Annotated in this window: 18 protein-coding genes; 3 read left to right on the forward strand and 15 right to left on the reverse strand. The window is 62.8% G+C overall.

Annotated features, from left to right (window positions below):
- Positions 1–233: 233 nt before the first annotated feature.
- The 3 genes from ACH196_RS17140 to ACH196_RS17150 all read right to left on the reverse strand — a co-directional run bounded on the left by ACH196_RS17140 (position 234) and on the right by ACH196_RS17150 (position 7,242).
- On the reverse strand, positions 234–3,905 hold the full coding sequence (locus tag ACH196_RS17140; RefSeq protein ID WP_396648124.1) for a galactose oxidase-like domain-containing protein: 3,672 nt from the start codon (positions 3,903–3,905) through the stop codon (positions 234–236).
- Positions 3,906–4,174: 269 nt separating this feature from the next.
- On the reverse strand, positions 4,175–6,277 hold the full coding sequence (locus ACH196_RS17145) for a calcium-binding protein (RefSeq protein WP_396648125.1): 2,103 nt from the start codon (positions 6,275–6,277) through the stop codon (positions 4,175–4,177).
- Positions 6,278–6,435: 158 nt separating this feature from the next.
- Complete coding sequence (locus tag ACH196_RS17150; RefSeq protein ID WP_396648126.1) at positions 6,436–7,242, reverse strand: alpha/beta fold hydrolase; 807 nt, start codon at positions 7,240–7,242, stop codon at positions 6,436–6,438.
- A gap of 105 nt (positions 7,243–7,347) precedes the next feature.
- Here ACH196_RS17150 and ACH196_RS17155 point away from each other — a divergent pair, with 105 nt between their 5' ends.
- A complete protein-coding gene (locus tag ACH196_RS17155; RefSeq protein ID WP_396648127.1) occupies positions 7,348–8,889 on the forward strand; it encodes an alpha/beta fold hydrolase in 1,542 nt (513 codons plus the stop codon).
- Between the two features lie 78 nt (positions 8,890–8,967).
- Here ACH196_RS17155 and ACH196_RS17160 read toward each other — a convergent pair whose 3' ends face one another.
- Positions 8,968–9,117: a hypothetical protein gene (locus ACH196_RS17160; RefSeq protein WP_396648128.1), complete on the reverse strand. Its 150-nt coding sequence runs from the start codon at positions 9,115–9,117 to the stop codon at positions 8,968–8,970.
- 669 nt (positions 9,118–9,786) lie between these two features.
- Between ACH196_RS17160 and ACH196_RS17165 the strand changes: the two genes are divergently transcribed.
- A complete protein-coding gene (locus tag ACH196_RS17165) occupies positions 9,787–13,620 on the forward strand; it encodes a vitamin B12-dependent ribonucleotide reductase (RefSeq protein ID WP_396648129.1) in 3,834 nt (1,277 codons plus the stop codon).
- A gap of 268 nt (positions 13,621–13,888) precedes the next feature.
- Positions 13,889–14,614 carry a hypothetical protein gene (locus tag ACH196_RS17170; RefSeq protein ID WP_396648130.1) on the forward strand — a complete coding sequence of 242 codons (726 nt, stop codon included), beginning with the start codon at positions 13,889–13,891 and terminating at the stop codon, positions 14,612–14,614.
- A gap of 583 nt (positions 14,615–15,197) precedes the next feature.
- Here the strand turns inward: ACH196_RS17170 and ACH196_RS17175 are convergent.
- The 11 genes from ACH196_RS17175 to ACH196_RS17225 all read right to left on the reverse strand — a co-directional run bounded on the left by ACH196_RS17175 (position 15,198) and on the right by ACH196_RS17225 (position 26,038).
- The gene (locus tag ACH196_RS17175; RefSeq protein WP_396648131.1) at positions 15,198–16,202 is read right to left on the reverse strand and encodes a substrate-binding domain-containing protein; all 1,005 of its coding nucleotides are present in this window, start codon (positions 16,200–16,202) and stop codon (positions 15,198–15,200) included.
- Positions 16,203–16,261: 59 nt separating this feature from the next.
- Positions 16,262–17,362, reverse strand: coding sequence for an ABC transporter permease (locus tag ACH196_RS17180; RefSeq protein ID WP_396648195.1), 1,101 nt, complete (start codon positions 17,360–17,362; stop codon positions 16,262–16,264).
- On the reverse strand, positions 17,355–18,095 hold the full coding sequence (locus ACH196_RS17185) for an ATP-binding cassette domain-containing protein (protein WP_396648132.1): 741 nt from the start codon (positions 18,093–18,095) through the stop codon (positions 17,355–17,357). Before ACH196_RS17185 ends, ACH196_RS17180 begins: the two co-directional genes overlap by 8 nt.
- Positions 18,096–18,252: 157 nt before the next feature.
- Entirely contained in the window at positions 18,253–18,474 is a 222-nt protein-coding gene (locus ACH196_RS17190) for a hypothetical protein (protein ID WP_396648133.1), read from the reverse strand.
- A gap of 217 nt (positions 18,475–18,691) precedes the next feature.
- The gene (locus ACH196_RS17195; protein ID WP_396648134.1) at positions 18,692–19,762 is read right to left on the reverse strand and encodes a BMP family ABC transporter substrate-binding protein; all 1,071 of its coding nucleotides are present in this window, start codon (positions 19,760–19,762) and stop codon (positions 18,692–18,694) included.
- Positions 19,763–19,834: 72 nt separating this feature from the next.
- Positions 19,835–20,755: an ABC transporter permease gene (locus ACH196_RS17200; protein ID WP_396648135.1), complete on the reverse strand. Its 921-nt coding sequence runs from the start codon at positions 20,753–20,755 to the stop codon at positions 19,835–19,837.
- Between the two features lie 2 nt (positions 20,756–20,757).
- Positions 20,758–21,873, reverse strand: coding sequence for an ABC transporter permease (locus ACH196_RS17205; protein ID WP_396648136.1), 1,116 nt, complete (start codon positions 21,871–21,873; stop codon positions 20,758–20,760).
- Positions 21,873–23,444: an ABC transporter ATP-binding protein gene (locus tag ACH196_RS17210; RefSeq protein WP_396648137.1), complete on the reverse strand. Its 1,572-nt coding sequence runs from the start codon at positions 23,442–23,444 to the stop codon at positions 21,873–21,875. The genes ACH196_RS17205 and ACH196_RS17210 overlap by 1 nt, the downstream gene beginning before the upstream one ends.
- A 107-nt stretch (positions 23,445–23,551) precedes the next feature.
- Positions 23,552–24,529: a quinone oxidoreductase family protein gene (locus tag ACH196_RS17215; protein ID WP_396648138.1), complete on the reverse strand. Its 978-nt coding sequence runs from the start codon at positions 24,527–24,529 to the stop codon at positions 23,552–23,554.
- Positions 24,530–24,632: 103 nt separating this feature from the next.
- Complete coding sequence (gene pcsA, locus ACH196_RS17220) at positions 24,633–25,451, reverse strand: phosphatidylcholine synthase (RefSeq protein WP_396648139.1); 819 nt, start codon at positions 25,449–25,451, stop codon at positions 24,633–24,635.
- Positions 25,424–26,038: a DUF1326 domain-containing protein gene (locus tag ACH196_RS17225; RefSeq protein WP_396648140.1), complete on the reverse strand. Its 615-nt coding sequence runs from the start codon at positions 26,036–26,038 to the stop codon at positions 25,424–25,426. Before ACH196_RS17225 ends, pcsA begins: the two co-directional genes overlap by 28 nt.
- Between the last annotated feature and the right edge of the window lie 10 nt (positions 26,039–26,048).

Below are 26,048 nucleotides of genomic sequence, written 5' to 3' on the forward strand. Positions count from 1 at the left end.
CGGCTATATGTCGCGACGCGGCTGTTAACGATACTGGGTTGTTACTACTGGCACATATTTTCGTGACAGTTGCAACAAAGTGTCCGGGAATAAAGGGCAGAAGCCCGATTTCTCCGGGCCTGAAATCTCAGCAAATTCATAGTTGGAACGGAGCACGGCCTGCGCCCCGGCGCCTTACACGGTTCTAAAAACAGCCGTCGCTTTCGATTGCCCGGGTCGATTTTTGCGTGTCTCTAGGCCACCGAAAAATCCGTATTGGTCAGCGCCAGCCCAACGGTCACCGTGGCAAAATGGATGCCGCCGCCGGACCCGGTCCCATTCGCATCATAGAACAATTTGCCGGTATCGCTCTGATAGATGATGCGGTCGTCGGCGTCTTCCGTCAGGCCGGTGGTGTTGGCGCGAAACGCGTCGGCCGAAAGCACGCCGGCCGAAAGCGCCTTGAAGACCGCGTCCGACAGCAGGAAGCGGTCGTCGGCGACGTTGAAGTCGGCGACCGTGTCGACATTTGCCGCGCCGATCGTCGAGGCGAAGACGAATGTGTCCGCGCCGCCGAAACCCTGCAGCGTGTCGTGCCCGCCCTTGCCTTCCAGCCGGTTGTTGCCGGCGTTGCCGGAAATCTCCTGGGCGAACTCGTTGCCGGTGAGATCGATGTTGGATGTGCCCGTCGAGCCGTTGGTGGTCATGATCTCGACATGCACGCCGGCGCCGAGCTTGTAGTCGACCGCCGCCATGACCCTGTCGGCAGCGCCCTGCGCACTGCTTTCCACGATCGTGTCGCCAGCATTGAAGATGCGATAGATGTCGTTGCCGCCCAGCCCGCGCAGCACATCGGCGCCGCCCTTGCCGCCATCATGCAGGATATTGGCGCCGGCATTGCCAATGACTTCCTGCGCCAGCGCGTTGCCGGTCAGGTTGATCGCCGTGCTTCCGGCGGCCTTGGTCGTGGTGAGCAACTCGATGTCGGCATTGCCGGTCAATATGTAGCTGGCCCGGGCCATCACCCGGTCGGCGCTGCCGTTGCCCACGGCCTCGACGACCACATCCGCCTGCGTATCGACGATGTAGATGTCGTTGCCGGCACCGCCTTCCAGCCGGTCGGCGCCCTTACCGCCGTCGAGCAAATCGTTGCCGTCGGCCGCGAAGATCGCATCGTCGCCTCCGCCGCCATCGACCCTGATGGCAATCAGCGCCCCGAGCCCATTGGACATGATGACGGTGTCGTTGCCGCCCCCCGTATTGAGTTCCAGGACTTCCGCCGTGTCGATGATCAGCGAAAAAAGCTGCTGGTTGGTTCCCTGGAGGCGTATCTGGTCGAAACCGGCCGAAATCAGGAAGATTTCCGAAGAATCGCCGCCATTGACCTCCACCGTGTCGGTCCCGTCGTCGCCTCCGATCACATCGGATCCGTCGCCGACATTCCAGACGATGCGGTCGTCGCCGGCATTGCCGAAGACGTAGTCGTTGCCGGCCCCGCCCGCCAACAGGTCGGCGTCGCCGCCGCCGAAGATGCGATCGTTTCCGCTTGTGCCTTGCAGGTCGTCGATGCCCGTCGTGCCGAAGAACTGGCGGAACGGCGCGCCCAGCAGCACGACGCTGTCGAGCAGGCCGCCGACGCTGTCGTTGTCGCCGGCGATTGCCCGGAACGACAGCGTGTCGTTGCCGCCGGTGCCAGTTACGGCGAATTCGTAGGTCTCGGACAGCACCGTCGTCGGCGTGATGGTGGCGATCACCGTGCCGTTCCACAGCACTTCCATGCCGGACGAGGCGATGGAGCCGGCGCGGCCGGCATAGTCGAAGCTCAGCGTGTAGACCCTTCCCGCATCCGTGTGGACCGACTGCGAGACGGTGCCGCGCCCGGCGTCGACCTCCATGAAGGTGCGGCCGCCGGTCGCCTTCACGCCATTGGCGTTGTCGGCCCACATCTCGAAATTATTGGCCGAGGACGTCCAGCCGTTCAGCGTGGCCGACACGGTGGTGCCGCCGGTAAGGCCGGCGATCTCGAGGCCGCCATTAACCAGCAGATTGTCGACCGCGCCATCGAACTGCATGCGTGTGCGGTTGAAACCCGGTCCCTGCCAGTCCAGGCCGAGTTCGGCAAAGCCGGTACTGTCGAAATAGCGCACTTCGAGGGTATGCGCGCCGGCCGAGAGGTAGACCGTCGTCGACAGGTCCACCCTTCCATGCACGCCGTCATTGTCGATGGCGAGCCGGCCGTCGATATAGAGCCGCGCGCCGTCGTCGCTGCCGAGATAGAAACTGTGCTGCCCGCCTTCCTGCACGTCGAACGCGCTCTTGTAGCGAACCGCGAAATTGTCGGTCGGCCCCGTCGGATAAAACGTGTTGGCCGAGGTCTTGTAGATTTCCGATGCACGCTCGATATGCACGGGCGTGGCGTTGAAATTGATGTCGTCCAGGCTGTCCGTCCCCGCCGCTAGGGTGAAGTGCTGCACGGTGAGGTCGCCGATGCCGTCATAGGGAGCCAGCGTCGGCTGCACCTGGATCATCGGCGCCACGGAAGGCACGCCCTGGTCGTTCCAGGCAAACAGCATCCAGTTCCCGGCCGACACGATGTTGGCGTTCGCGGGAAGCGTGACGGTGATGGTGTTGTTCGGGCCGGCGATGAAGTCGAGATCTATCAGCCGCGTGTCCATATTGGCGCTGTGGGTCACCGCGCCGCCCTTGACGAAGGTCACCTTGTCGATCGCCGAGGCGTCGTCAACAGTGAAGGTGAAGGTCTGGCCGGGGAGCACCGAGGCCGGGGTGCCGCTGACCACCGGGCGATCCGCCAGATCGCCGTTCGCGTCGTAGAGATAGGCGGGACGGTAGATCTGGCCGTCGAGGAAATTCTGGTCGCCGGGCGCGCCGCCGCCGGCCGAGAGGATGGTTCCGTCCGGCAGCAGCAGGCCGACGGAATGATAGAGGCGGCCATGCGCCTCATCGACCATCGGGGTCAGGCTCTCCGTCTCCGGGTCCCATACCAGCGCGGTCATATCGGCGCCGGCCAGCGAGTTGCCCTGGTCGCCACCCCCGGTGATCACGACCTGGCCGTTGGCCATCACCGACATGCTGGACCAGTCGTGCTGGTCGGGCGCGGAAACCCCGGTATTGTGGAAGACCGGCGCCGGCCCCGTCAGGTCCATGGTCCAGAGCTGGCCGCTGGACGCCATGATCAGGACTTTTCCAGCCTCGTACATGATCGAGGGCGCTTCCCAGTCCGTCCAGAAGGGCAGCGTGGCGACCTGGCTCAGCACGCCGTTGCCGGAAGGGTCCAGCGCGCGCACCTCCATCGCCCCCGTATTGCCACTCCCCGTGGCGAAATAATAGATCAGGCCGTTGTCGCCGAGGAAGGCGCGCGGATAGAGCGAGGACGAGGCGAGGTCGCCGTCGGCCGCACCCGGCAGCATGCGCCAGCCCTCGCCAGGCGTATAGATCTCCGGCGTGCCGACGCCTGCCCCGTAGACATCGGTGCCGCCGAGCACCACGACCTGCCCGGTGGGCAGCGAAAGCACCGACGGATACCAGCGGGCAAAATTCATCTCGCCGTCGGTGGCCGGCGTGATGTGCATATGGCCGTCGACGTTGGAATAGACATTGACGTCGTTGACGCCGCGGTTGACCGCCCCGTCCGGACGCGCGTCGCCGCCGGCGATCAGCACGGTCGTGGTGCCCGGAATGACGATAGCCGCCGAGCAGAAAATATCGGTCGCCGTCTCGGAATGATGGTTGATGAGCTGGTTTACGCCGGTGACCGGGTCCCACACCGAATGGATGAAGGCGCCCTGCACGCCGGTCTCGCTGGTGCCGAAGGCCAGCACCTTGCCGTCCGGCAGGAGGATTGCGTGGATGGGGATAAGCGGCCAGCCGATGAGCGGGCTCCAGGTTCCGGTCGTGTTGTTTGGCATGGGTCGCTCTTGTCCTCCGCTGGCACATGAGCGGCTGCCCGCTCATGGTTGACGGTCCGGAGCCGGTCCATTTGGAGACAAAATCGAGTTCCCGCGGCCGGCAACCGCTCCGTGCAAGCTGAACGGAGCAGAGGGCGTGCCAAGGGTTTTGGGGGCGGAGGATCGGAAAGAAGAAAAGGGGCGGCGCGCTGACGCACCACCCGTTCCTGGAACATCCCTTCGATCGTTCGGCCGCTTCGACTGCCCGGCGCGACGCAGTCTCGCCGCCGCTATGCCACCGAAAAATCCGCATTGGTCAGCGCCAGCCCGGTGGTCACGGTGGCAAAATGGATGCCGGCCGTCGCCCCGGTGCCGTCCGCATCGTAGAACAGCTTTCCGCTGTCGCTCTCGTAGATGATGCGGTCGCTCGCATCGCCAGCTGCTCCGGTCGTATTGACCCGGAATGCGGCGGCCGCAAGCACGCCTGTCGACAGCGCCGTGAACACCGCGTCCGACAGCAGGAAGCGGTCGTCGGCAGCGTTGAAGTCGACGATGGTGTCTACATTCGCCGCGCCGAGCGTGGAAGCGAAGACGAACGTGTCCCCGCCGCCGAAGCCGCGCAGAATATCGTTGCCGCCCTTGCCTTCCAGCCGGTTGTCGCCGGCATTGCCGAGAATCTCCTGCGCGAACTCGTTGCCGGTCAGCCTCAGGTCGACTGTCCCCGTCGAACCGTTCGTGGTCAGGCTTTCGACATGCACCCCCTGCCCGAGAGTATAGTCGACCGCCGCCGACACCCGGTCGGCCGTCCCCGCCGCCGCCCCGGTAGCCTCGACGATGACGTCTCCCGAATTGAACACCCGGTAGGTGTCGTTGCCGCCAAGCCCGATCATTGTATCGGCCTTGCCGGCACCACCATCGCTGAGCACGTTGTTGCCGGCATTGCCGACAATGGTCTGCTGCAGCGTGTTGCCGGTCAGGTCGATCGCCGTGGTGCCGCCGTTCGCCGTCGTTCTCAACGTCTCGACCTCGGTCAAAACGCCCAGCACGTAGCTGACGGTGGTCGCGACCAGATCGGCCGTACCGTGGCCGCTGACTTCGACGACCACATCATCGGCGCTGTCCACAAAATAGGTGTCGTCGCCGCCCTTGCCCGACAGCGTGTCGAGGCCGCCGCCGCCCTTCAGCGTGTTAACGCCGGCGTTGCCGATGATCGTCTGTGCCAGCTCATTGCCGGTCAGATCGATGGCGCCGACCCCGGCCGCGTTGGTGGTGAACAGTCCTTCAACCTGGGATCCCGCTGTCAGGATATAGCTGAGCGAGGCCTGCACCCGATCGAAACCGGCATTGGCGCTTTCGGTAATCCTATCGGCCATATTGTCGACAAAATAAATGTCGTCACCGGCGCCGCCCCGCAGGACATCGACGCCAGCGCCACCGTCGAGGCGGTCCGCGCCAAAGCCCCCCTCCAGCTTGTCATTGCCAAGACCGCCGTGGATGTCGTTGTCAAAGCCGTCGCCGATCAGCTCATCATCGAAGGCGGAACCGATGATGTTTTCGATGAAGCTTAAGAGGTCAGAGCGACTGCCGCCGAAGCCGAAGGCTTGCTCCAGCAAGACAAAGACACCCGACGACGCGGAGGAATAATCAACGGTGTCCACGCCGATGCCGCCCGCGAGCATGTTGTTGCCGTCGCCGCCGTCGAGCCTGTCGTTACCGGCGCCGCCGTCGAGCCTGTCGTCGCCGACGCCGCCGTCGAGCCTGTCGTTGCCGGCTCCGCCGAACAGTTGGTCGTCACCGCCATTGCCGGCAAGAAAGTTGTCAAGGCCATCGGCTATCAGCCTGTCGTTGAAGTTGGAGCCGAGCAGGTTTTCGATGTCGAAGTATCGGTCGCCGTCGGCTTCGCCGGTGTTCTCCGATCGATCGAGAAGGCTGGCAACGATGCCCGTTGGCGCAAACATATAGCTAGCGCTGTCGACGCCGGTTCCGCCAAAGAGCCTGTCACCGTCACCGCCACCGTCAAGGATGTCGTCGCCGTTGCCGCCGAAAAGGCCGTTGTCACGCGAGTTGCCATGCAAAACGTCGTCGAAGCCGGAGCCCTCCAGCTCTTGGATATTTATGTATGTGTCGCCGGCGGCGTCGCCGGTATTCTCCGACGGATTGCGAAGGGTGGCGTGGACGCCGGCTCTGGCGGAACGATATGTAGCGAGGTCGTCGACGTTGAAGAGGCCACCGTCGCCGCCGCCGTCAAGCAGGTCCGCGCCCGGGCCACCGTCGAGAATGTCGCCGCCATCTCCGCCGAACAGCCTGTCGTTTCCGTCGAGGCCACGGATAAAGTCGAAGTCACCGGTGCCTGTCAGAATGTCGTTGCCATCAGTGCCTTGAATAACCGCCATTGGATTTCTCCTGTTGTTTCAACCGTTCACGCGGCCGCATCGCCCACTTGACAGCCTGTCTTTCCCGCCGTTCGCCGAGGCGGCCCTCCGTCTTGCATCACCGGCTGGAAGGTATGCGGCGACGCCGTAAAGAACTGCGATGACGCTTCTGCCATGGCTCAGCCTCCTCGCCCTGTATTGCCGGCGCTGACGCAGCCGAGGAATGCGTCGACAACCGGCCCGATCGTCTCGACATCGAGAAAAGCCGTCACATGGTTCTTGCCCACAAGCGGCAGGAATTCGCCTCCGGCCAGTTCTGCGAACTTTCGGGCGGCATCGTATCGGGGATCAAGCGTGCCGCTGATCGCCAGCACTGGTATGCCAAGTCCAGCAAAGGCTGCCGAGAAATCAGGTCTATCCCTGGCAAGGCTTGCCTGAACGGCGGCGAGATCGTTACCGCGGATACGTCGGCAGCTGTCCGGCGAAAGGTCAGGGGCCAATTGCTTCAGGAAAGCGAGCCATGCCTCGAAGTTATCCTCGAGTGTGGCTCGCAAGGGGGTCAGGTCTTCCGCGAAGGGATGCGCGCCGTTGACGATCAGTGCAGTGACGCGGTCCGGGTGGTACGAGGCGGTGGCCAGCGCGATGACGCCGCCCATCGAATGTCCCACGAGCGCGGCGCGGCGAATGCCGGCATGGTCGAGGACGGCAACGATATCCGCCGCCCGCCTGCGGCCCGAATAGGCGGCTGGATCGTGCGGCTTGCCGCTGCGGCCATGGCCGCGGCAATCGACGAGGATCAGCCGCCGTTCGCGCTGCAGGAATTGCTCGACATAACCGGCCTCATGCCAGGACTCATGGCTTTCGGTTAGGCCATGCAGCAGCACAAGCGGCTCGCCGTAGCCGAGGTCTTCATAAGCTATCGAGATGCCGTCCTCGGCAACTGCCTCGGAAAGGCAGTGAGAGGTGAAGGCATTGACCAGTGACATTTCTCGCTCCAGAAAACTCTGCAGGCGTGATCGGCCCGGAGTTGAACCAATAGGCGGCCGGCGTCCCCTCAACGTCCCCTGCCTGCATTTGTCGTGTGCGGATCGATGGAGCGATTGACGTTTCGGCTTTTGGGCTTTCCGGAGTTCCGCATGAACGGGCGGCGGGTGGAGCTTGCCCTGCGCAGGGCAGGCGCGCTCCTCATCTTTCTTGCCGAGGCCGGTAGACCCGTTGCGCGCGAGACTGCGGCCACGCTGCTATGGCCCGAAGCCGACGAAGAGACTGCTCGGGCGCGCCTTCGGCGCACCCTTTACAAGATCCGAGTCGCCTTTCGCAGCGAACTCGTCGCCGCGAGCGGAACCTCCCTCAGCCTGCACCCGGCGCTTTCCGTCGAGATTGACTCCAAGGCTTTCGAGTACGCCTGCGACCGCGGCCCTCTTGAAACGGCGACCAACACTTACACGAACGATTTTCTTGCGGGCTTCTCCCTACCGGATTGTCAGGAATTCGAGGAATGGGCGTTCTTCAGGCGCGAGGCCTTGCGCAGCCGCCTGACACAGGCGTTGGAGCGTCTGATCGAAACTCGGATCGCAGCCGGAGAGGCTCGCACTGCGGTTGTGCATGCGACGCGTCTGGTAGGACTGGATCCGTTAAGCGAAAGCGCACACCGCCATCTGATCCGCGCAAACCTGGCGGCCGGCGATAGGGCGGCAGCCGAGCGCCAGCTCGAAGCATGCGCCCGGCACTTGCGAGATGAGCTTGGCGTTCCCCTTGACCCTGCTACCGTTGCCTTGTTGCAAGAGCCAAGCAAGGCCACTGAAACGCCGCGAACGCGCTATGTCGAAGTGGAAGGTATCCACCTCGCGTACCAGACCGTCGGCAATGGTCCGCCGGATATCGTGCTCGTTCCGGGCTTCGTTTCGCATGTGGAGCGTATCTGGGAAGACAGCCGCTGCCGTTCGTGGATCGCGGCGGTTTCGCGTGTCGGTCGCCTGATCCTGTTCGACCGGCGCGGCGTCGGCCTTTCCGACCGCGTCGGAGCGCGTCCAACCGTCGACGCGACCGCAAAGGACATATTGGCGGTGATGGACGCAGCCGGGAGCCGCCGCGCTCTGCTCGTCGGATATTCAGAGGGCGGACCCGGCTGCATCCGCTTTGCGGTCGACCATCCCGATCGCCTGGCCGGGCTCGTTCTCTGGGGCTCTCTGGCCAAAGGCAGCCATACGCCCGACTACCCCTTCGCCTTGACAGCCGAGCAATACGACCTCTGGAAGCGACGCCTGATCGCCAACTGGGGTGGACCGGCCGAGATCGAGACCTTTGCCCCGAGCCTCGTCGGAGACCGCAAGGGGGAAGCCTGGTGGGCCGGATTGCTGAGGGCGGCCTCCAGCCCAGGCGCTGTGACGGGCGTGCTCGAAGCGCTGCGCGACACCGACGTCCGCCATCTGCTTGCAAGTGTCTCGGTCCCAACGCTGGTGCTGCATCGCTCGGGCGACCGCGCGGTCCGCTCGGAGGCGGGTCGTTTCCTTGCTGCGAAGATATCCGGAGCGCGGTTCGTGGAGGTCGCCGGTGACGACCACTGGTTCTGGGTCGGTGACCAGAACCCGCTTCTCCGCAGCATAAAGGAGCTTGCGAGACACTACCGTTGATTGCTCGGCTTGGCGTTGTGGATTGCGTGTGCCGAATTGATGTGAGGGCGCGCTCTTCAAGGGTCATTCGTACACCGATCAACTCTTCCGCAGTCTCAGATCGGCGCCGCCGCCGATGAGAGTGTCATTGCCGGCCAGAACGTCGTCGCCGCCCTCACCGAAGATGTCGTCGTCCCCGCTTGTGCCGTTGAGTTTGTTGTCGCTTTCGTTGCCGAAGATAAGCGCCATGGTGTTCTCCCCCATTGCCGATACGTTCGTCGGCAGCGGCCCCGCCTGGTATCGTGATGGTGATCACGGATCGCCTCGGATTGACCCCAAGCGGCACTGTCGCCCGACGATTTTCCATCCCCGTTATCCACACCCTCGCCCACAACATGTTGGGGTCACAAAAGCTGCACAAACGAATCGTTGACGCCAAAGAACGAGTCGTCTCATATGGATCATGTGCCCTTGTTGAGGGCGCGGCTGGCGGCTCTCCTGCTGGCCTGATTAGCGGATCTCCAAGCGTTTCCAGGCATTTGGCCGCCATTCCGGCGGGCGGGTTCCTGTGGGCGCTTTTACCTCCGTTTTTTTCGCGTCCAGCGTCGGAAAAAAGTGGCGGGAAAAGTGTGGTTAACCTATATTTAGTGTTTACGGACGACGATAGACGCCAGATGAAGTGGTTAGCCGACTGGTCGGAGAATCGCGAAGGGTTTGGGAAAGAGGCCGGGACGGGCCAGATTTCCAGACCGAAAAAGCGCTCCAGGGGGCTGCTTTCCGGGGTTGAACGGAAGGTTTCGGAGCGAGGTGCCGCGGCCATGAAGGCTGTGGCGAATGGTGGATTGCGCCCGGCCCATGAGGGCTGGTGGAAGACCGGCGGACGGGCGCTATATATAGATTGATGAAGGACTGATACCCATGCTGATCGAGCGGCGTTTCACCAGGTCCGGCCAGTCGCCCTACGCGGAGATCGAATTCCGCAAGGCGGTGAGCGAAATCAAGAATCCCGACGGCTCCATCGTCTTTCGCCTGGCCGACATCGACGTGCCGGCGCAGTTCTCCCAGGTTGCCGCCGACATTCTGGCGCAAAAGTATTTCCGCAAGGCCGGCGTGCCCGCGCGGCTGAAGAAGGTGGAAGAAACCTCCGTCCCGTCCTTCCTGTGGCGCTCCGTGCCCGATGAGGCCGCCCTTGCCCTCCTGCCGGAAAACGAACGCTATGGCTCCGAGACCGACGCCCGTCAGGTCTTCGACCGTCTCGCCGGCACCTGGACCTATTGGGGTTTCAAGGGCGGCTATTTCGCCTCCGAGGAGGACGCCAGAACTTTCCGTGACGAGCTCGCCTACATGCTCGCCACCCAGCGCGTCGCGCCGAACTCGCCGCAATGGTTCAACACCGGCCTGCACTGGGCTTACGGCATTGACGGCCCCGGCCAGGGCCATTTTTATGTCGACCCCTTCACCGGCAAGCTGACCAAGTCGAAGTCGGCCTATGAGCATCCGCAGCCGCATGCCTGCTTCATCCAGGGCGTGCAGGACGACCTCGTCAACGAGGGCGGCATCATGGATCTGTGGGTGCGCGAGGCCCGCCTGTTCAAATACGGCTCCGGCACCGGCTCGAATTTTTCCATGCTGCGCGGCGAAGGCGAAAAGCTCTCCGGCGGCGGAAAGTCGTCCGGCCTGATGAGTTTTCTGAAAATCGGCGACCGCGCTGCCGGCGCCATCAAGTCGGGCGGCACGACGCGCCGCGCCGCCAAGATGGTGATCGTCGACGCCGACCACCCCGACATCGAGGCCTTCATCAACTGGAAGGTGAAGGAGGAGGAAAAAGTCGCCTCGCTGGTCACTGGCTCGAAGATCGTCAAGAAGCATCTCGCGGCGATCATGAAGGCCTGCGTCAATTGCGAGGGTCATGACGACGACTGCTTCGACCCGTCGGTCAACACCGCGCTGAAGCGCGAGATCAGGGCCGCCAAGAAGAACGCCGTCCCGGAAAACTATGTCAAGCGCGTCATCCAGTTCGCGAAGCAGGGCTACACGTCGATCGATTTCCAGACCTACGACACCGACTGGGATTCCGACGCGTACCTCACCGTCTCCGGCCAGAACTCCAACAACTCGATCTCGCTCAAGGACAATTTTCTGCGCGCGGTGGAGCAGGACAGCGACTGGAACCTCACCGGCCGCATCAGCGGCAAGGTGATGAAGACGCTGAAGGCGCGCGATCTGTGGGAAAAGATCGGCTACGCCGCCTGGGCCTCCGCCGACCCCGGCCTGCACTTCAACACGACGATGAACGACTGGCACACCTGCGTGTCCGCCGGCGCCATCCGTGCGTCGAACCCCTGCTCGGAATACATGTTTTTGGACGACACGGCCTGTAACCTCGCCTCCATCAATCTCCTGCCCTACCGCAACGCCGACGGCACGATCGACATCGCCGCCTACGAGCATTCGGTGCGGCTGTGGACCATCGTGCTCGAAATCTCCGTCATGATGGCGCAGTTCCCGTCGAAGGAGATCGCAAAACAGTCCTACGAATATCGCACGCTGGGCCTCGGCTACGCCAACATCGGCGGCCTGCTGATGACCTCCGGCATCCCCTATGATTCGGCCGAGGGCCGCGCCATCTGCGGCGCGCTTACTGCCATCATGACCGGCGTCGCCTATGCGACCTCGGCCGAAATGGCGGGCGAGCTCGGCGCCTTCCGCGACTACGACAGCAACGCCGACCACATGCTGCGTGTCATGCGCAACCACCGCCGCGCCGCTTATGGCGAGCGCGACGGCTATGAGAAGCTCGCCGTCAATCCCGTGCCGCTCGTCCATTCCGACCTGAAGCAGGCCGCGCTGGGCGAGCATGCCAAGGCCGCATGGGACCGCGCCATCGAGCTCGGCGAGGAGCATGGCTATCGCAATGCTCAGGCCACCGTCATCGCGCCCACCGGCACGATCGGCCTGGTCATGGATTGCGACACCACCGGCATCGAGCCCGACTTCGCGCTGGTGAAATTCAAGAAGCTGGCCGGCGGCGGCTATTTCAAGATCATCAACGCCGCCGTTCCCGAGGCTTTGCGCACGCTGGGCTACTCCGAATCCCAGATTGCCGAGATCGACGCCTATGCGGTCGGCCACGGCAATTTGAACCAGGCGCCCGCCGTCAATCCCGGCTCGCTGCGCTCGAAGGGTTTTTCCGACGAGAAGATCGCCGCGCTGAACACTGCGCTGAAATCGGCCTTCGACATCAAATTCGCCTTCAATCAGTGGACGCTCGGCGCCGACTGGGTGAAGACCGCGCTGGGTTTCACCGACGAGCAGTTGAACGATTTCTCCTTCGACATGCTGGCGTCGCTGGGCTTCACGCGGAAAGAAATCGAGGCCGCCAACATCCATGTCTGCGGGGCGATGACGCTGGAAGGCGCGCCCTTCCTGAAAGCCGAGCACCTGCCGGTGTTCGACTGCGCCAATCCCTGCGGCAAGATCGGCAAGCGCTACCTCTCGGTCGAGAGCCACATCCGCATGATGGCGGCGGCGCAGCCCTTCATCTCGGGCGCGATCTCGAAAACCATCAACATGCCGAACGACGCCACCGTCGAGGACTGCAAAAGCGCCTACATGCTCTCGTGGAAGCTGGCGCTGAAGGCCAACGCGCTCTACCGCGACGGCTCGAAGCTGTCGCAGCCGCTGAATGCCTCGCTGATTGCCGACGACGAGGATGACGAGGACGACGCCGTCGAGGCGCTTGTCGCCGCCCCCGCCGCCCAAAAAGCCGTGCAGGTCACCGAGAAGATCGTCGAGCGCGTCGTCGAGCGCCTCTACCGCGACCGCGAAAAGCTGCCGAACCGCCGCCAGGGTTACACCCAGAAGGCGATCGTCGGCGGCCACAAGGTCTATCTCAGAACCGGCGAGTTCGGTGACGGCCGCCTCGGCGAAATCTTTATCGACATGCACAAGGAGGGCGCGGCCTTCCGGGCGATGATGAACAGCTACGCCATCGCGATTTCGATCGGCCTGCAATATGGCGTGCCGCTGGAGGAATATGTGGAGGCCTTCACCTTCACAAAATTCGAGCCCGCGGGCGTGGTCATCGGCAACGACGCGATCAAGAACGCCACCTCGATCCTCGACTACGTGTTCCGCGAGCTCGCCGTCAGCTACCTCGGCCGCAACGACCTCGCCCATGTCGACACCTCCGACTTCGGCAATACCGCGCTCGGCCGCGGCATCGAGGAAGGCAAGACCAACCTCGTCTCGACCGGCTGGACGCGCGGCCACAAGCCGACGCTGGTGGCGAGATCCGCCGAGCCGAAAGGCTTTGCCGGCGGCAGCACCGGGGCCTCCTCCCCCGCCGCGACGCCCGCCCGCGCCGCGCCGACCGCCTCAACCGCCTCCAACGTGCGCGCCTTCACCGGCAGCACGGTGACTGCGCTGAAACCGCTCGCCTCGGAGCGGACGGAGGAAATCACCGCCTTCAAGCGCGACTATGAGGAGCGCGCGGCGGAATTCGCGGAAGACATCGAGGCCGACAGCCCGCCCGACCTCTTCGACGCACCCTCGCCCGCCACCGCCCTGTTCTCCGACAAGGCGCAAGCCGACGCCTCCGCTGCAAAAGCGCTCGCCGCCGAACGCCGGCAGCAGGCGCTGATGCAGGGTTACACCGGCAACATGTGCTCGGAGTGCCAGAATTTTACGATGGTGCGCAATGGCACCTGCGAGAAGTGCGATACTTGCGGGGCGACGAGCGGGTGTTCGTGATAGTGACGTCAAATCAATAGCTTAGTTTTCGGCCCGGTCGCAAGATCGGGCCGAAACTGTAACCAGGAACAAATCGTGATCAACTTATAAGGATGTCTTTATGTGGCGCATTTAGAAACACCAAAGCCGATCCAATAGGACCGGCTTTGGCTACCGCAAGGGTGAACCGCTGCGGGGCGAGAGTTCGAAACTCCTCCTGTGACAAGGTGATTATATGGAGAGTCGGATGTCGGAGTCGAGGCGGATCGTCAATGCAAAGGAGCCAATAATGGCAAAGCAGCCTTTCATTACCATCTCCAATCTCGTTGAATATGCGACGACCTCCTCGGCAGCACGGAGACGTGGAATAATCGAGCAGTACCACCATCCTCAGATCTACCCGTTCAATTGGCATGGTGCGTCCGAAGCCATATTCAGCGGGCGAGCCTGCGGGAGTCCTGGGATCGAAGAGTTTATCGATTCGGAGAAATCTCGGTTAAAGTCCCTTCGCACAGGAGACGTCGACAAGGACAAGCGCCTTCAACACGTGCTGGAATTGGTGGAGCTTCTCCAAGTCTCCGATATCAGCAAGGTTGTAGCAGGAGCGATCCCTCAATCTACCGCCGACCTTCCTCAAGATTTGGTGTTGGAAGGCCTGGTGGTACGGATTCGCCCGAACCTTAAGTTAAGCCGCGCGAAGGAAGGAAAAAGGTTTCGAGAGATCGGAATCGTCAAATGCCATCAGCTTACAAGTCAAAATCTCGATGAGAACTCGGCAAAGGTTTATGCCGTCGCACTGCATATGTATGCCGAGACAGTTCTAAAAGACTCGGACATACAGCCCGATCTATGTAGAGTGTACGATTTGTATGCGGACAAACTGTACAAGGCTCCATCAAGTCAGAAACGCTTGCGCACCAGATTGTCAGATACTGCGCAGGAAATTTGCGATCGATGGGATATCATTGGCGAGCGGATGGGTGAGAGGAAAAGCCGGCCTCGCAAAGCCTCATAAACGGCACCGTTGAACTTGCCGTCCCGTGCAACGAAAACTGAGGCGCGTTGCAATTCATTTCACCTTGCAAATCTCCAAAGCTGGCGATTAGCGGCAAGGCCGGCGCGAAACTTCCCCTTCTCCCCTTGTGGGAGAAGGTGTCGCCCTCGGACTTGCAAAGCAAGGACGAGATCAGGCGACGGATGAGGGGTGTTGGACGGAGCGCAACGCTACCGGACTTTGTCACACTGTAACTGGTTGCTGCCCGCCTCATAGCGCCGACGATTTCCGAACCGCATGTCCTTGTGCCGGACGCAGCAGCCATTCGCCTTGTGCGGCTTGCACAACAGACACCCTGCCCGCCTGCTCTTCGGGCGCTTGCGTTTGAAGTTCATCAAAACCTCCGATCACCGGTGCGCCCCTATGGCGCACGCGCATGTCGAAGGCCGCTAGTCCATGCTGAACGGCAGCAGAGCAGCTTCGAGCGACCCAGCCGCGGAAGCGCGGAATTGTTGCATCACTCAATGGCACGGAACCTTTCGCGAGAACGCGGGCGAAGGGTTTTCCCCTCGCCCGCCCGAAATCGTGATGCCTTCGCGATGCTTTACTTCGCGATGCAGGTGTCGGCTGTTTCAGGGGTGCATACGTCGAGGCCGGTATAGGTCGGATCGGCCGGGGCTGCCTTGCCGTCCTTGACGTCTTTCAGCGCCAGCATGGTCTTGTAGCCCATCTCGAACGGTCGCTGTCCGACCTGACCGAGCGACAGGCCTTCCTTCATCTGTTCCATCTGGACAGGCAGCGTATCGGCGACGACCAGCGCAAGCTTCTTGGAAGCGATCTGCTCCTTGAATGGCGTCACGGCAGCGCGGTTGGCGTCAGGGACGAACTGCGGGAAGCCGCCTGTCGGCACGAAGGCGTCGAGGTTCGGCATCTTCGCCATGAAGTCCTGGAACTGCTGCACCGAGACCGGGAAGTCGTCGTTGGTATAGAGCGGGCAACCCTCTGCTTCCGTCCAGCCGTTCTGGCCGGTCAGTGCATCGCCCGGTGAAGCCGCCGACTCCTTGCCGGCCAGCGTGTCACGGATGCCCTTCATGCGCTCATTGTGGTTGGCCGCCGCCGCGCCGCCCGACTGGATGCAGATCGTGCCGCCGTTCGGCTTGATGGTCTGCACGATCTTGGCGAGGTTCACGCCGATCTCGTAATTATGCGTACCGATATAGGCGAGACGCAAATCCTTGTTCTCCGGCAGCACGTCCGAGTCCCAGGTAAGCACGGGGATGCCGGCTTCCTTGGCGGCCTGCAACGCGACGGCCATCGCCGCGGCGTTCGACGGGGCGACGGCGATGCCGTCCACCTTCTTGACGACCAGATCCTGCACGATCTGCACCTGTTCCTCGCCGCCGCCATGCTCGCCGGGGCCGATATACATGCATTCAATCGCGCCGTTGGATTCGGCTTCGGCCTTCTTGCAGCCGTCGCGCGCCTGGTCGAAGAAAGGATTGTTCATGTTCTTCGGCACAAGCGCGAAGACATATTTGTCCTGGGCATAGGCCTGCCCTGCCATCAGCGCGGAAAACGCCACGGCGGCCGTCAGAATGTATCTTTTCACGAGTTCCTCCACTTTGTTTTTGACGTCCACTATCCCCGGCGGCTTGCGGCCGCCGGATTCTATTTGCGCTTCCAGGTGAACATCCCCTCCAGCATCGCCCGCAGCGACTTGCCCGAGGTCTGCATGCCGAGAAGCACGGCAAGAATGATGAAGGCCCCGACGAAGGCGCCCTGCCAGTTCGAATCGATCCCGGCCATCAGCAGCGCGTTGCGGATGACCTCGAGGAAGGCCGAACCGATCACGGCGCCAAACGCCGTGCCGTAGCCGCCCATCAGGCTGGCCCCACCGATGACGGTGCCGGCGATGACGCGCAACTCGTAGCCGGTTCCCATCGCGTTGATGGCCGAGCCGCTGTAGCCGAGCAGCAGCAGCGAGGCGATCGACGCGCAGAAAGCCGAGAAGACGTAGGCCTGGAACTTGATCCAGTCGACCGGCACGCCGGTCATCCGCGCGGCGCTCTCATTGCCGCCGATCGCAAACAGATGCCGCGCCCAGGCAGTGAAGTTGAACCAGAAGCCGACGATCAGCGCCAGCACCACCATCACCCAGAAATGCGAGGAGAGTTCGGGCACCCAGTTCGGCGCCCAACCCGCCGGTGCGTGCAGCGGCCATTTCGCCTGGCCGATCGCCTTGACGATCGGAGCATCGGGGCCGAACTGGTAGAGCATCTGGTTGCCCGACAGCACCACGGCGAGCGAGCGCGCGATCGACAGCATGCCGAGCGTGACGACGAAGGACGGCATGCCGACGTAGGCGACAAAGAAGCCGTTGAAAACGCCGCACGCCAGGCCCGCGAGCAGCCCCGCGCCGAAGGCGACATACCAGGGCTGGTGCCAGGTGAGGAGAAGGCCGGCGACGATCGCCACCAGGCCCATGACCGATCCGACGGAGAGGTCGATCCCGCCGGTGATCAGCACCACGGTCATGCCCAGTCCCATGATGGCGATCGGCGCGAAGTTGCGGCTGATGTTGGTGACGTTGCTGGACGTACCGAAGCTCGGCTCCAGCCACGTCATGAAAATCACAAGCACGAAGAGCGCGACCGTGACCCAGAAGGCCTGGCTGGAAACGAAACGCTGGAAAAGCGTCTGTTCCTTGATCCCGACGACATCGGCGATCGAAGCATGGCCTTCCCCGATGGTTTCGGTTTGGCTATGCATCACGGATCGCTCCCGTAATCAGGCCGGTGATCTCTTCAGGCGACGTGGACTCGGTTTTCTTGTCCGCCACCTTCGAGCCGCGCCGCAGCACCATGATCCGGTCGCAGACGGCGAAGACATCCGGCATACGGTGGCTGATCAGCATCACGCAGACGCCGCGCGATTTCAGCCGGCGGATAAGTTCCAGGACCTCGGCCACCTGCCGCACCGAAATCGCCGCGGTGGGCTCGTCCATCAGCACGAGCTTCGCATTGGAAAGTCGCGTACGGGCGATCGCCACGGCCTGCCGCTGCCCGCCCGACATTTTCTTGACCAGATCGCGCGGCCGCGTTTCAGACTTGAGCTCCGCGAAAAGCTGACCCGCGCGGTCGATCATCGCCTTCTTGTCGAGGATACGAAAGGGCCAGAAGCCCTTCTTGATCTCGCGTCCCAAAAACACGTTCTGCGCCGCCGTCAGATTGTCGGCCAGCGCCAGATCCTGGTAGACGACCTCGATGCCTTCGGAGCGGGCCTCGATCGGCTTGTGGAAGTGGCAGGGCTTGCCGCCGACGACGATCTCGCCTTCGCTGGGCGGGAAATTGCCGGCGATCAGCTTGACCATGGTGGATTTCCCGGCGCCGTTGTCGCCCATCAGGCCGACAACCTCGCCGCTTTCCACCGAAAAACTCACATCCGACAGGGCGCGAATAGCGCCGAAATTTTTGCCCACGCCGCGAATTTCGAGCAGCGACATATGCGTTCCCTCTGCTTTGGCCCTCCAGTTGTTCACCACTGGTCGGACCAGATCAACAGCTAGCAGAGAAATATCGCTCCGTCACTCTTTCTCTGGCTCCAGCGCAGAGATTGCATCACCGCCATGCGTGGGAGGAGCCACTTGTGGTTGGGCCTCCTCACCTTTGCAGATACGGGACGATCTTCAGTCCGTGATAAGCTGGGTTTGCGGCAAGATAGTCTTTGGCCGCGAACAGCAAGTCGCCCAGCGCGTCGCTGTCGTAGGCGGGGTCATCCTTCGACAGAGCAAGGTCCGTCTCGATGACATAGATCGGCTTCGCAGCCCCCGGAGTTGCCCTGTACGCCGGACGGATGGCCCGGACGTGGATATGCTCAAGCATCGTTTTCCTCCACGATTACCGGAAAGATGTTCATGGTGGATGGACGGCGATCAAAGCTCTGGGCGGCTACGGACATGACGGTTCTCTCCTCGTCTGGCATGTCCTTATAGCAAGGGGCTCCTGACAGCCTCTTGTCAGGAGCCGGCAGCAGTCCGACCAAAAGAAAAGGGCGCCAAAACCGACGCCCTTCCCAAGCACGAGAGATGGGGCCTGAAGCCTATTGCGGCAGCTTGTCGTCGACGCCCTTGACGTAAAAATTCAGGCCGAGAAGCGTGCCGTCATCGGCGCTTTCGCCGGCCTTCAGCCATTCCGTGCCGTCCTGCTTGGTGATCGGGCCGGTGAACGGCTTCAGCTCGCCCGAGACGATCTTGGCCTGGGTCTCCTCGGCCATCTTCTTCACGTCGTCCGGCATGTTGGTATAGGGCGCCATTGTCAGGATGCCGTCCTTCAAGCCGTCCCAGCTCGATTCGCCGCCCTTCCAGGTGCCGTCGAGCACCATCTTGATGCGCTTCACATAATACGGACCCCAGGTGTCGGTGATCGCCGACAGTTGCGCCTTGGGGCCGGCCTGGATCTGGTCGAAGGCCTGGCCGAAGGCATGGATGCCGCGTTCTTCCGCGACCTGCATCGGGCCGGTCGAGTCGGTGTGCTGGGTGATGATGTCGACACCCTGGTCGATCAGCGCCTTGGCGGCGTCGGCTTCCTTGCCGGCGTCGAACCAACTGTTCACCCACACCACCTTCAGCTTGAAGTCCGGATTGACCGACTGCGCGCCGAGGATGAAGGAGTTGATGCCCTGCACGACCTCCGGGATCGGGAAGGAGGCGATGTAGCCGGCGACGCCGGTCTTCGAGACCTTCGCGGCGATCTGGCCGATGATGTAGCGCCCCTCATAGAAGCGCGAATTGTAGGTGGTGAGGTTCGGCGCGGTCTTGTAGCCGGTGGCGTGCTCGAACTTCACGTCCGGGAATTTTGCCGCCACCGCCACCGTCTGGTCCATGAAACCGAAGGAGGTGGTGAAGATGATGGAGCAGCCGGAACGTGCGAAACGCTCGATGGCGCGCTCGGCGTCGGGGCCTTCCGGCACGTTTTCGAGGAAGGCGGTCTCGACCTTGTCGCCGAGTTCCTTCTCGACCAGTTGGCGGCCCTGCTCATGCGCCTGCGTCCAGCCGCCATCGGTCTTGGAGCCGACATACAGGAAGCAGGCCTTGATCTTGTCCTGCGCCATGGCCGGCATGGCGACGCTGAGCGCCAGCGCCGCGGCCAGTCCGAATACGATCTTTTTCATTTCCGTCCGATCCTCTGTGGTTTGGAGCAATAGCGGGCTTTTGCCCTTATGGTTCTTCTACAATTCCCTACCCTATCTGTCAGGCACGAAGGCGCGTCCAAGCGAAGCCGGCGTATTCATCATCGTCAGCCGTCGATTGCGCGAAATTAGTACGAGAACGATGACCGTTGCCAGATAGGGCAGCGCAGAAAGCAGTTGAGAAGGTATGCCGAGGCCAAGCGCCTGCGCATGCAACTGCCCGATCGTCACCGCGCCGAACAGATAGGCGCCGGCCAGCACCCGCAACGGACGCCAGGAGGCAAACACCACCAGCGCCAGCGCGATCCAGCCGCGGCCGGCGGTCATGTTCTCCACCCATTGCGGCGTATAGACCAGCGACAGATGCGCACCGGCGAGCCCCGCACAGGCACCACCAAAGATCACCGCCAGATAGCGGTAGCGGATGACTGGAATGCCCAGCGCGTGCGCCGAACCGTGATTGTCGCCAATCGAGCGCAGCGTCAGGCCGGTGCGGGTTCGGAACAGGAACCAGATCACGCCGACCGTCAGCGCGATCGACATGTAGAAGATCGGGTCCTGCCCGAATATCAGCCTCCCGATCAGCGGGATGTCGGACAGAAAGGGAATGTAAAGGCTGGGCAGCCGCTCGCCCGCCGAACCGACGAAATTCTCGCCGATCATGCCGGACAGGCCGAGGCCGAGCAGCGTCAGCGACAGGCCGGTCGCCACCTGATTGGTGGCGATGGAAAGCGTCAGGAAGGCGAACAGCAGCGAGAACACCGCGCCGGCCACTATGCCGCCGAACACGCCGATCCACGGCGAGCCGGTCAGCGCGGCGGCCACGAAACCGCAGGCCGCGCCCATCACCATCATGCCCTCGACGCCGAGATTGAGCACGCCGGAGCGCTCGACCACCAGCTCACCGAGTGCGGCGATCAGCAGCGGTGTCGCGGCCGTGGCGATGGTCAGCAGGATGCTTTCAGCGATGCCCATGGTCAGGCTCCCTCGACTGCCTTGAGCGCAGGCGTCTCGACCGGCTTAGGCGCTGCGAAGCCGACAAAACGCACGCGATAATGGATGAGCGTGTCGCAGCCGAGGACGAAGAACAGCAGCATGCCCTGGAAGACGCGCACGACCTTGTCGGAGAGGCCGAGCGAAATCTGCGCCGCCTCGCCCCCGAGATAGGTGAGGCCGAGGATCAGGCCCGAAGCGATGATGCCAAGCGGGTTCAGCCGGCCGAGAAAGGCGACGATGATCGCGGTGAAACCGTAGCCGGGCGATATCGTCGGCTGCAGATAACCGATCGCTCCGGACACTTCGGATATGCCGGCCAGTCCCGCGAGCGCGCCGGAAACCATGAAAGCGAAAAACACCATCTTCGAGGAACTGAAGCCCGCGAAGCGCCCTGCCCTCGGGCTGCCGCCGAGCACGCGGATCTCAAACCCCTTCAGCGTGCGGGTGACCAGGATCCAGGCCAGCACCGCCGCGACCAGCGCGAAGACGATGCCATAGTTGGCCGAGTCGCCGTTCGGCAGCAGTTTTGGCAGCACCGCGTCCTCGCTGAAGGTGATGGAGCGCGGAAAATTGTTGCCCTTGGGATCGCGCCACCAGCCGCGCACCAGCCAGTCGAGGAAAAGCTGGGCGATATAGACCAGCATGAGGCTGGTCAGGATTTCGTTGGTGTTGAAACGCGTCTTCAGCAGAGCCGGGATCGCCGCGTACAGCGCCCCGCCGATCATGCCCATGATCAGCATCAACGGCAGAAGCAGCGGCCCCTGGAATTCCGGCACCAGGACCGGCAGGATCGAGCCAAAGATGCCGCCGATGACGAGTTGGCCTTCGGCGCCGATGTTCCAGTTGTTGGAGAGGTAACAGATCGACAGGCCGACAGCGATAAGGATCAGCGGCGCGGCCTTCACGGTCAGCGCCTCCAGCGACCACATTTCGCGCAGCGGGTCGATGAAATAGAAATACAGCGCCTCGATCGGGTTCTTGCCAAGCAGCGAGAACAGGATCGCGCCGAAGATCAGTGTCAGCACCAGCGCGATGAAGGGCGACAGCGCCGAAAACAGCGCGGATTGCTGAGGCCTTTTGACGAGTTCGACACGCATCAGGCTGTCTCCATCCCAACGGCGGCATGGCCGGGTTCGGCCCCGCCCATCAGCAGGCCGATCTTCTCGAACGTCGCCTCGGCGATCGGCAGCGGCTTCGACAATTCGCCGTTGTGCATCACCGCAATGGCGTCGGAGATTTCAAACAGCTCGTCGAGGTCCTGGCTGATCACCAGCACCGCCGAGCCGGAGCGGGCCAGTTCGATCAGCGCCTGGCGGATCTTTGCCGCGGCACCCGCGTCGACGCCCCAGGTCGGCTGGTTGACGACCATCACCGATGGCCTGCGGTCCAACTCGCGGCCAATGATGAATTTCTGCAGATTGCCACCCGATAGCGCCGCAGCCTCGGGGTCGCGGGCGCTCTTGCGCACGTCCATCACCTCTATTATGCGCTGCGCGGCCGCATCGACCGCGCCGGTCTTCACCATGCCGCCTGCTCCAACGAAGGCCTTGTGATCAGTTGCGTAGCGCGACAGCAGCAGGTTTTCCGAGAGCTTCATGCGCGGCGCCGCGCCATGTCCCAGCCGTTCCTCCGGCACGAAGGCCGCACCCAACAACCGGCGCCCGGTGATCGACAGGCGCCCGGCATCCTTGCCGCGAATGCGGATCGTTCCGGCATCCGCCTGCATCGCCTCGCCGGAGACCGCCTCGAAAAACTCACCCTGCCCGTTGCCGGCAACACCGGCGATGCCGATCACCTCGCCGGCGCGCACATTCAGGCTGATGCCGCGCAGCGGGATCGAGAATGGCGTCGCCGGGTTCCGCGACAGGCTCCTGATCTCCAGCAGCGCCGCGGCCTTGTCCATGCCGGCAACAGGCTGGCGCACGACCGCCTGCACCTCGTTGCCGACCATCATGCGGGCCAGCGACGAAGCGGTCTCCTTGCGCGGGTCGCAATGGCCGACCACCTTACCGTGGCGCAGCACGGTTGCCGCATCGCACATACGCTTCACCTCTTCCAGGCGGTGCGAAATGTAGAGGATCGACTTGCCCTCGGCGCGCAACCGGTCGAGTGTCTCGAACAGCTTGTCGGCCTCCTGCGGCGTCAGCACCGAGGTCGGCTCGTCGAGGATGATCAGCCTCGGCGTCTGCAGCAGGCAGCGGATGATCTCGATGCGCTGGCGTTCGCCAACCGAAAGGTCGCCAACCAGCGAATAAGGATCGAGCGGCAGGCCATAGGCGTGCGACAGCGCCTGTGCCTTGGCGGCGATGGTGGAGATCGGCGTGTTGTCGTCCAGCGAGAGCGCGATGTTCTCGGCGGCTGTCAGCGCGTCGAACAGCGAAAAATGCTGGAAAACCATGCCGATGCCAAGTTTTCTTGCGGCACTCGGGCTGGCGATGCGTACCGGCTGGCCCTGCCAGCGGATCTCGCCGGCATTGGGTTCCAGCGAGCCGAACAGCATTTTCACAAGGGTCGATTTTCCCGCGCCGTTCTCGCCGAGCAGCGAATGGATCTCGCCCTTGCCGACCGTCAGGTCGACATGGTCGCACGCTTTCAGCGCGCCGAATATTTTTGTGAGGCCACGCACCTCAAGCAAAGGCGCGGCTTGCCCGCCGTTCTGTGCACTCACGGTGCCCCCAGTCTGTTTGCCAGCTGTGTTTTATGTTCCCGAGACCATCGTAGGACGGACGCGGCGCGAACGCAAAGCGTACGGCTCTTGAAAGTGCTTCAAGAAAATCAGGGGATCAGCACGGTCATGCCGGTGGTCTTGCGGGCTTCCAGATCGGCATGGGCGCGGGCGGCATCCGCCAGCTTGTGGCGCTGGTTGACGACGATCTCTACCGTGCCGTCGGCGATGACACCGAACAGCGCAGCGGCCGCCGCTTCCAGTTCTTGCCGCTTGGCAATGTAGGTGAACAGCGTCGGCCGTGTCGCGTAGAGCGAGCCTTTTTGCGACAGGATGCTCATGGCGAAAGGTGGAATCGGTCCCGACGACTGGCCAAAACTGACAAACATGCCGCGCGGCTTCAGGCAGTCGAGCGAGCCGGGAAACGTGTCCTTGCCGACCGAATCGTAGACGACATCGCAGAGTTTTCCGCCAGTGATGTCCTTCACCGCAGCGACAAAGTCGCTGTCGCGGTAGTCGATCACGTGGTCGTAGCCGTGCTTTTTGGCCAAGGCCACCTTGTCGGCGGATCCGGCCGTGCCGATGACGGTGGCGCCGAGATGTTTCGCCCATTGCCCGGCGATCAGGCCGACGCCGCCGGCCGCCGCATGGAACAGGATCGTGTCGCCCGGCTTCACCGCGAAAGTGCGACGCAAAAGGTATTCCGCCGTCAGCCCCTTCAGCATCGCGGCCGCCGCCTGCTCGTCAGTCACACCATCCGGAACCTTCACCAGCCGATCCGCGGCGATGACGCGTTCTTCCGCGTAGGCGCCGAGCGGCGTTGTGTAGGCAACGCGGTCGCCGACCTTCAATCCTTGGACACCCTCACCGATCTCCTTGACTACACCCGCCGCCTCGCCACCGGGCGTCAGCGGAAGACCATTGGGCGGCGGATAGAGGCCGGTGCGGTAGTAGACGTCGATGAAATTCAGTCCGATTGCCTTATGGGCGACAAGCACCTGCCCCGGACCGGGCTTGCCGGGATCGGCGTCCTCATAGGTCAGGACTTCGGGACCGCCATGGGCGTGGATGCGGACTGCTTTGGACATGGGAACTCCGGAGGTAAGTGCCGGGGACAGTTTACTTTTTGCCCCCCAAGGACATCGCCGTCCAAGGTAGTCGGAAGGGGCAAAAAGTAAACCGTCCCCTACACTATCCCTTCTTCGCCCCGAGGGCGGGGAAGAATTGCATGACGATGCCGATCGAGAACAGATAGATGCCGGTCACCGAGATGCCGACCTTGGTGAAGAAGCTGACATTCTCCGTCAGCAGCCCGATCTTGTTGTACCAGGCGGCAAGGGCTGCCTCCAGAAGCGCCAGCGCACCGAAGGCGCACCACAGCAGCGTCATGCCGAGATTGATCGGCCGCAACCGCACGACCCGCACCGGATGGATGAAATAGACCGGTACGAAGGTCATGATGCCGGCGATCACCACGACGGCGAAGGACGTCCACGGGCCGGGCTCGATGACAAACAGCGTGAACACGATCATGTTCCAGACGACCGGGAACCCCTTGAAGAAGTTCTCCTTCGTCTTCATGCCCGTGTCGGCGTAGTAGATGGCGCTCGACACCACGATGATGGCCGCCGACAGGAACGACAGCCCCTCGCCCATAAGCCCGCGCTGGTAAAGGGCGAAGGCCGGGATCAGCACATAGGTCACGTAGTCGATGATGTTGTCGAGGAGTTCGCCGGACCAGGTCGGCAGGATCTCCTTGACCTCCAGCTTGCGGGCGATTGGCCCGTCTATGCCGTCGACGAACAGCGCCAGCCCCAGCCACCAGAACATCGCCGTCCAGCGCTCCTCGCTGGCCGCGACCAGCGACAGGAACGCCAGAAACGAGCCGGACGCCGTCAGCAGGTGAACGGAAAACGCCCGCGCCTGCGGCCACGTCACCTTTTTCTTCGGTTTCGGAATGCGCTGGGAAAGCGGCTTGCCGGTCACGGTCCGTGCCAATCCAGCTTGCATATCTCGGCCGAGCGCCCGGCGAAATTCCAGTTGCGGCCGAAGGCGCGCATGCGGCTCTTATCGGCCTTGGCGACGATGATCTCCGGCGCGATCCAGTATTCGGAATTGGTGATCACCGTGTCCTTGCCACGCTCCTTGCCGGGGATCGGCGTCACCGCGCCGTCGATGATCTTCGGTATCTGGAAGATGCGGGTACGGTCCTGCGTCTCATAGGTGATCGGCGCCTGCTCGACGCCGAGGAACTTTCCGACGAGGATCGACAGCAGCGAGGTCGTGCCGCCCGCCTTGCCGGAAAAAATCTTGGCGAACGCCTTCTGCGCGTAGATCGAGGCGCGCTTGTCGACGAACAGGCCGGCGGTCCAGTTGCCGCGGCTCATATAACCGGGGATTTCCATGATCAGGCCGAGGTTCAGGCCGGACAAATCGACCTCGCCGAAATGGCCGGCGTCGATGCGAAAACCCGCCCAGGTTTGGCAATAACCTTCCGTCGGCGGATGCGACCCGAGCGACAGCACGCAAGGGCAGAAGACGGTGCAATTGCAGGAGAGTACCAGCTCTCCCTTCATTGCCCAGCTCGGCTCGGCCATCTCGCTCCCC

Origin of the sequence: Mesorhizobium sp. IMUNJ 23232, from assembly GCF_044326205.1 — a bacterium.
In the GTDB taxonomy this organism is placed as follows: domain Bacteria; phylum Pseudomonadota; class Alphaproteobacteria; order Rhizobiales; family Rhizobiaceae; genus Kumtagia.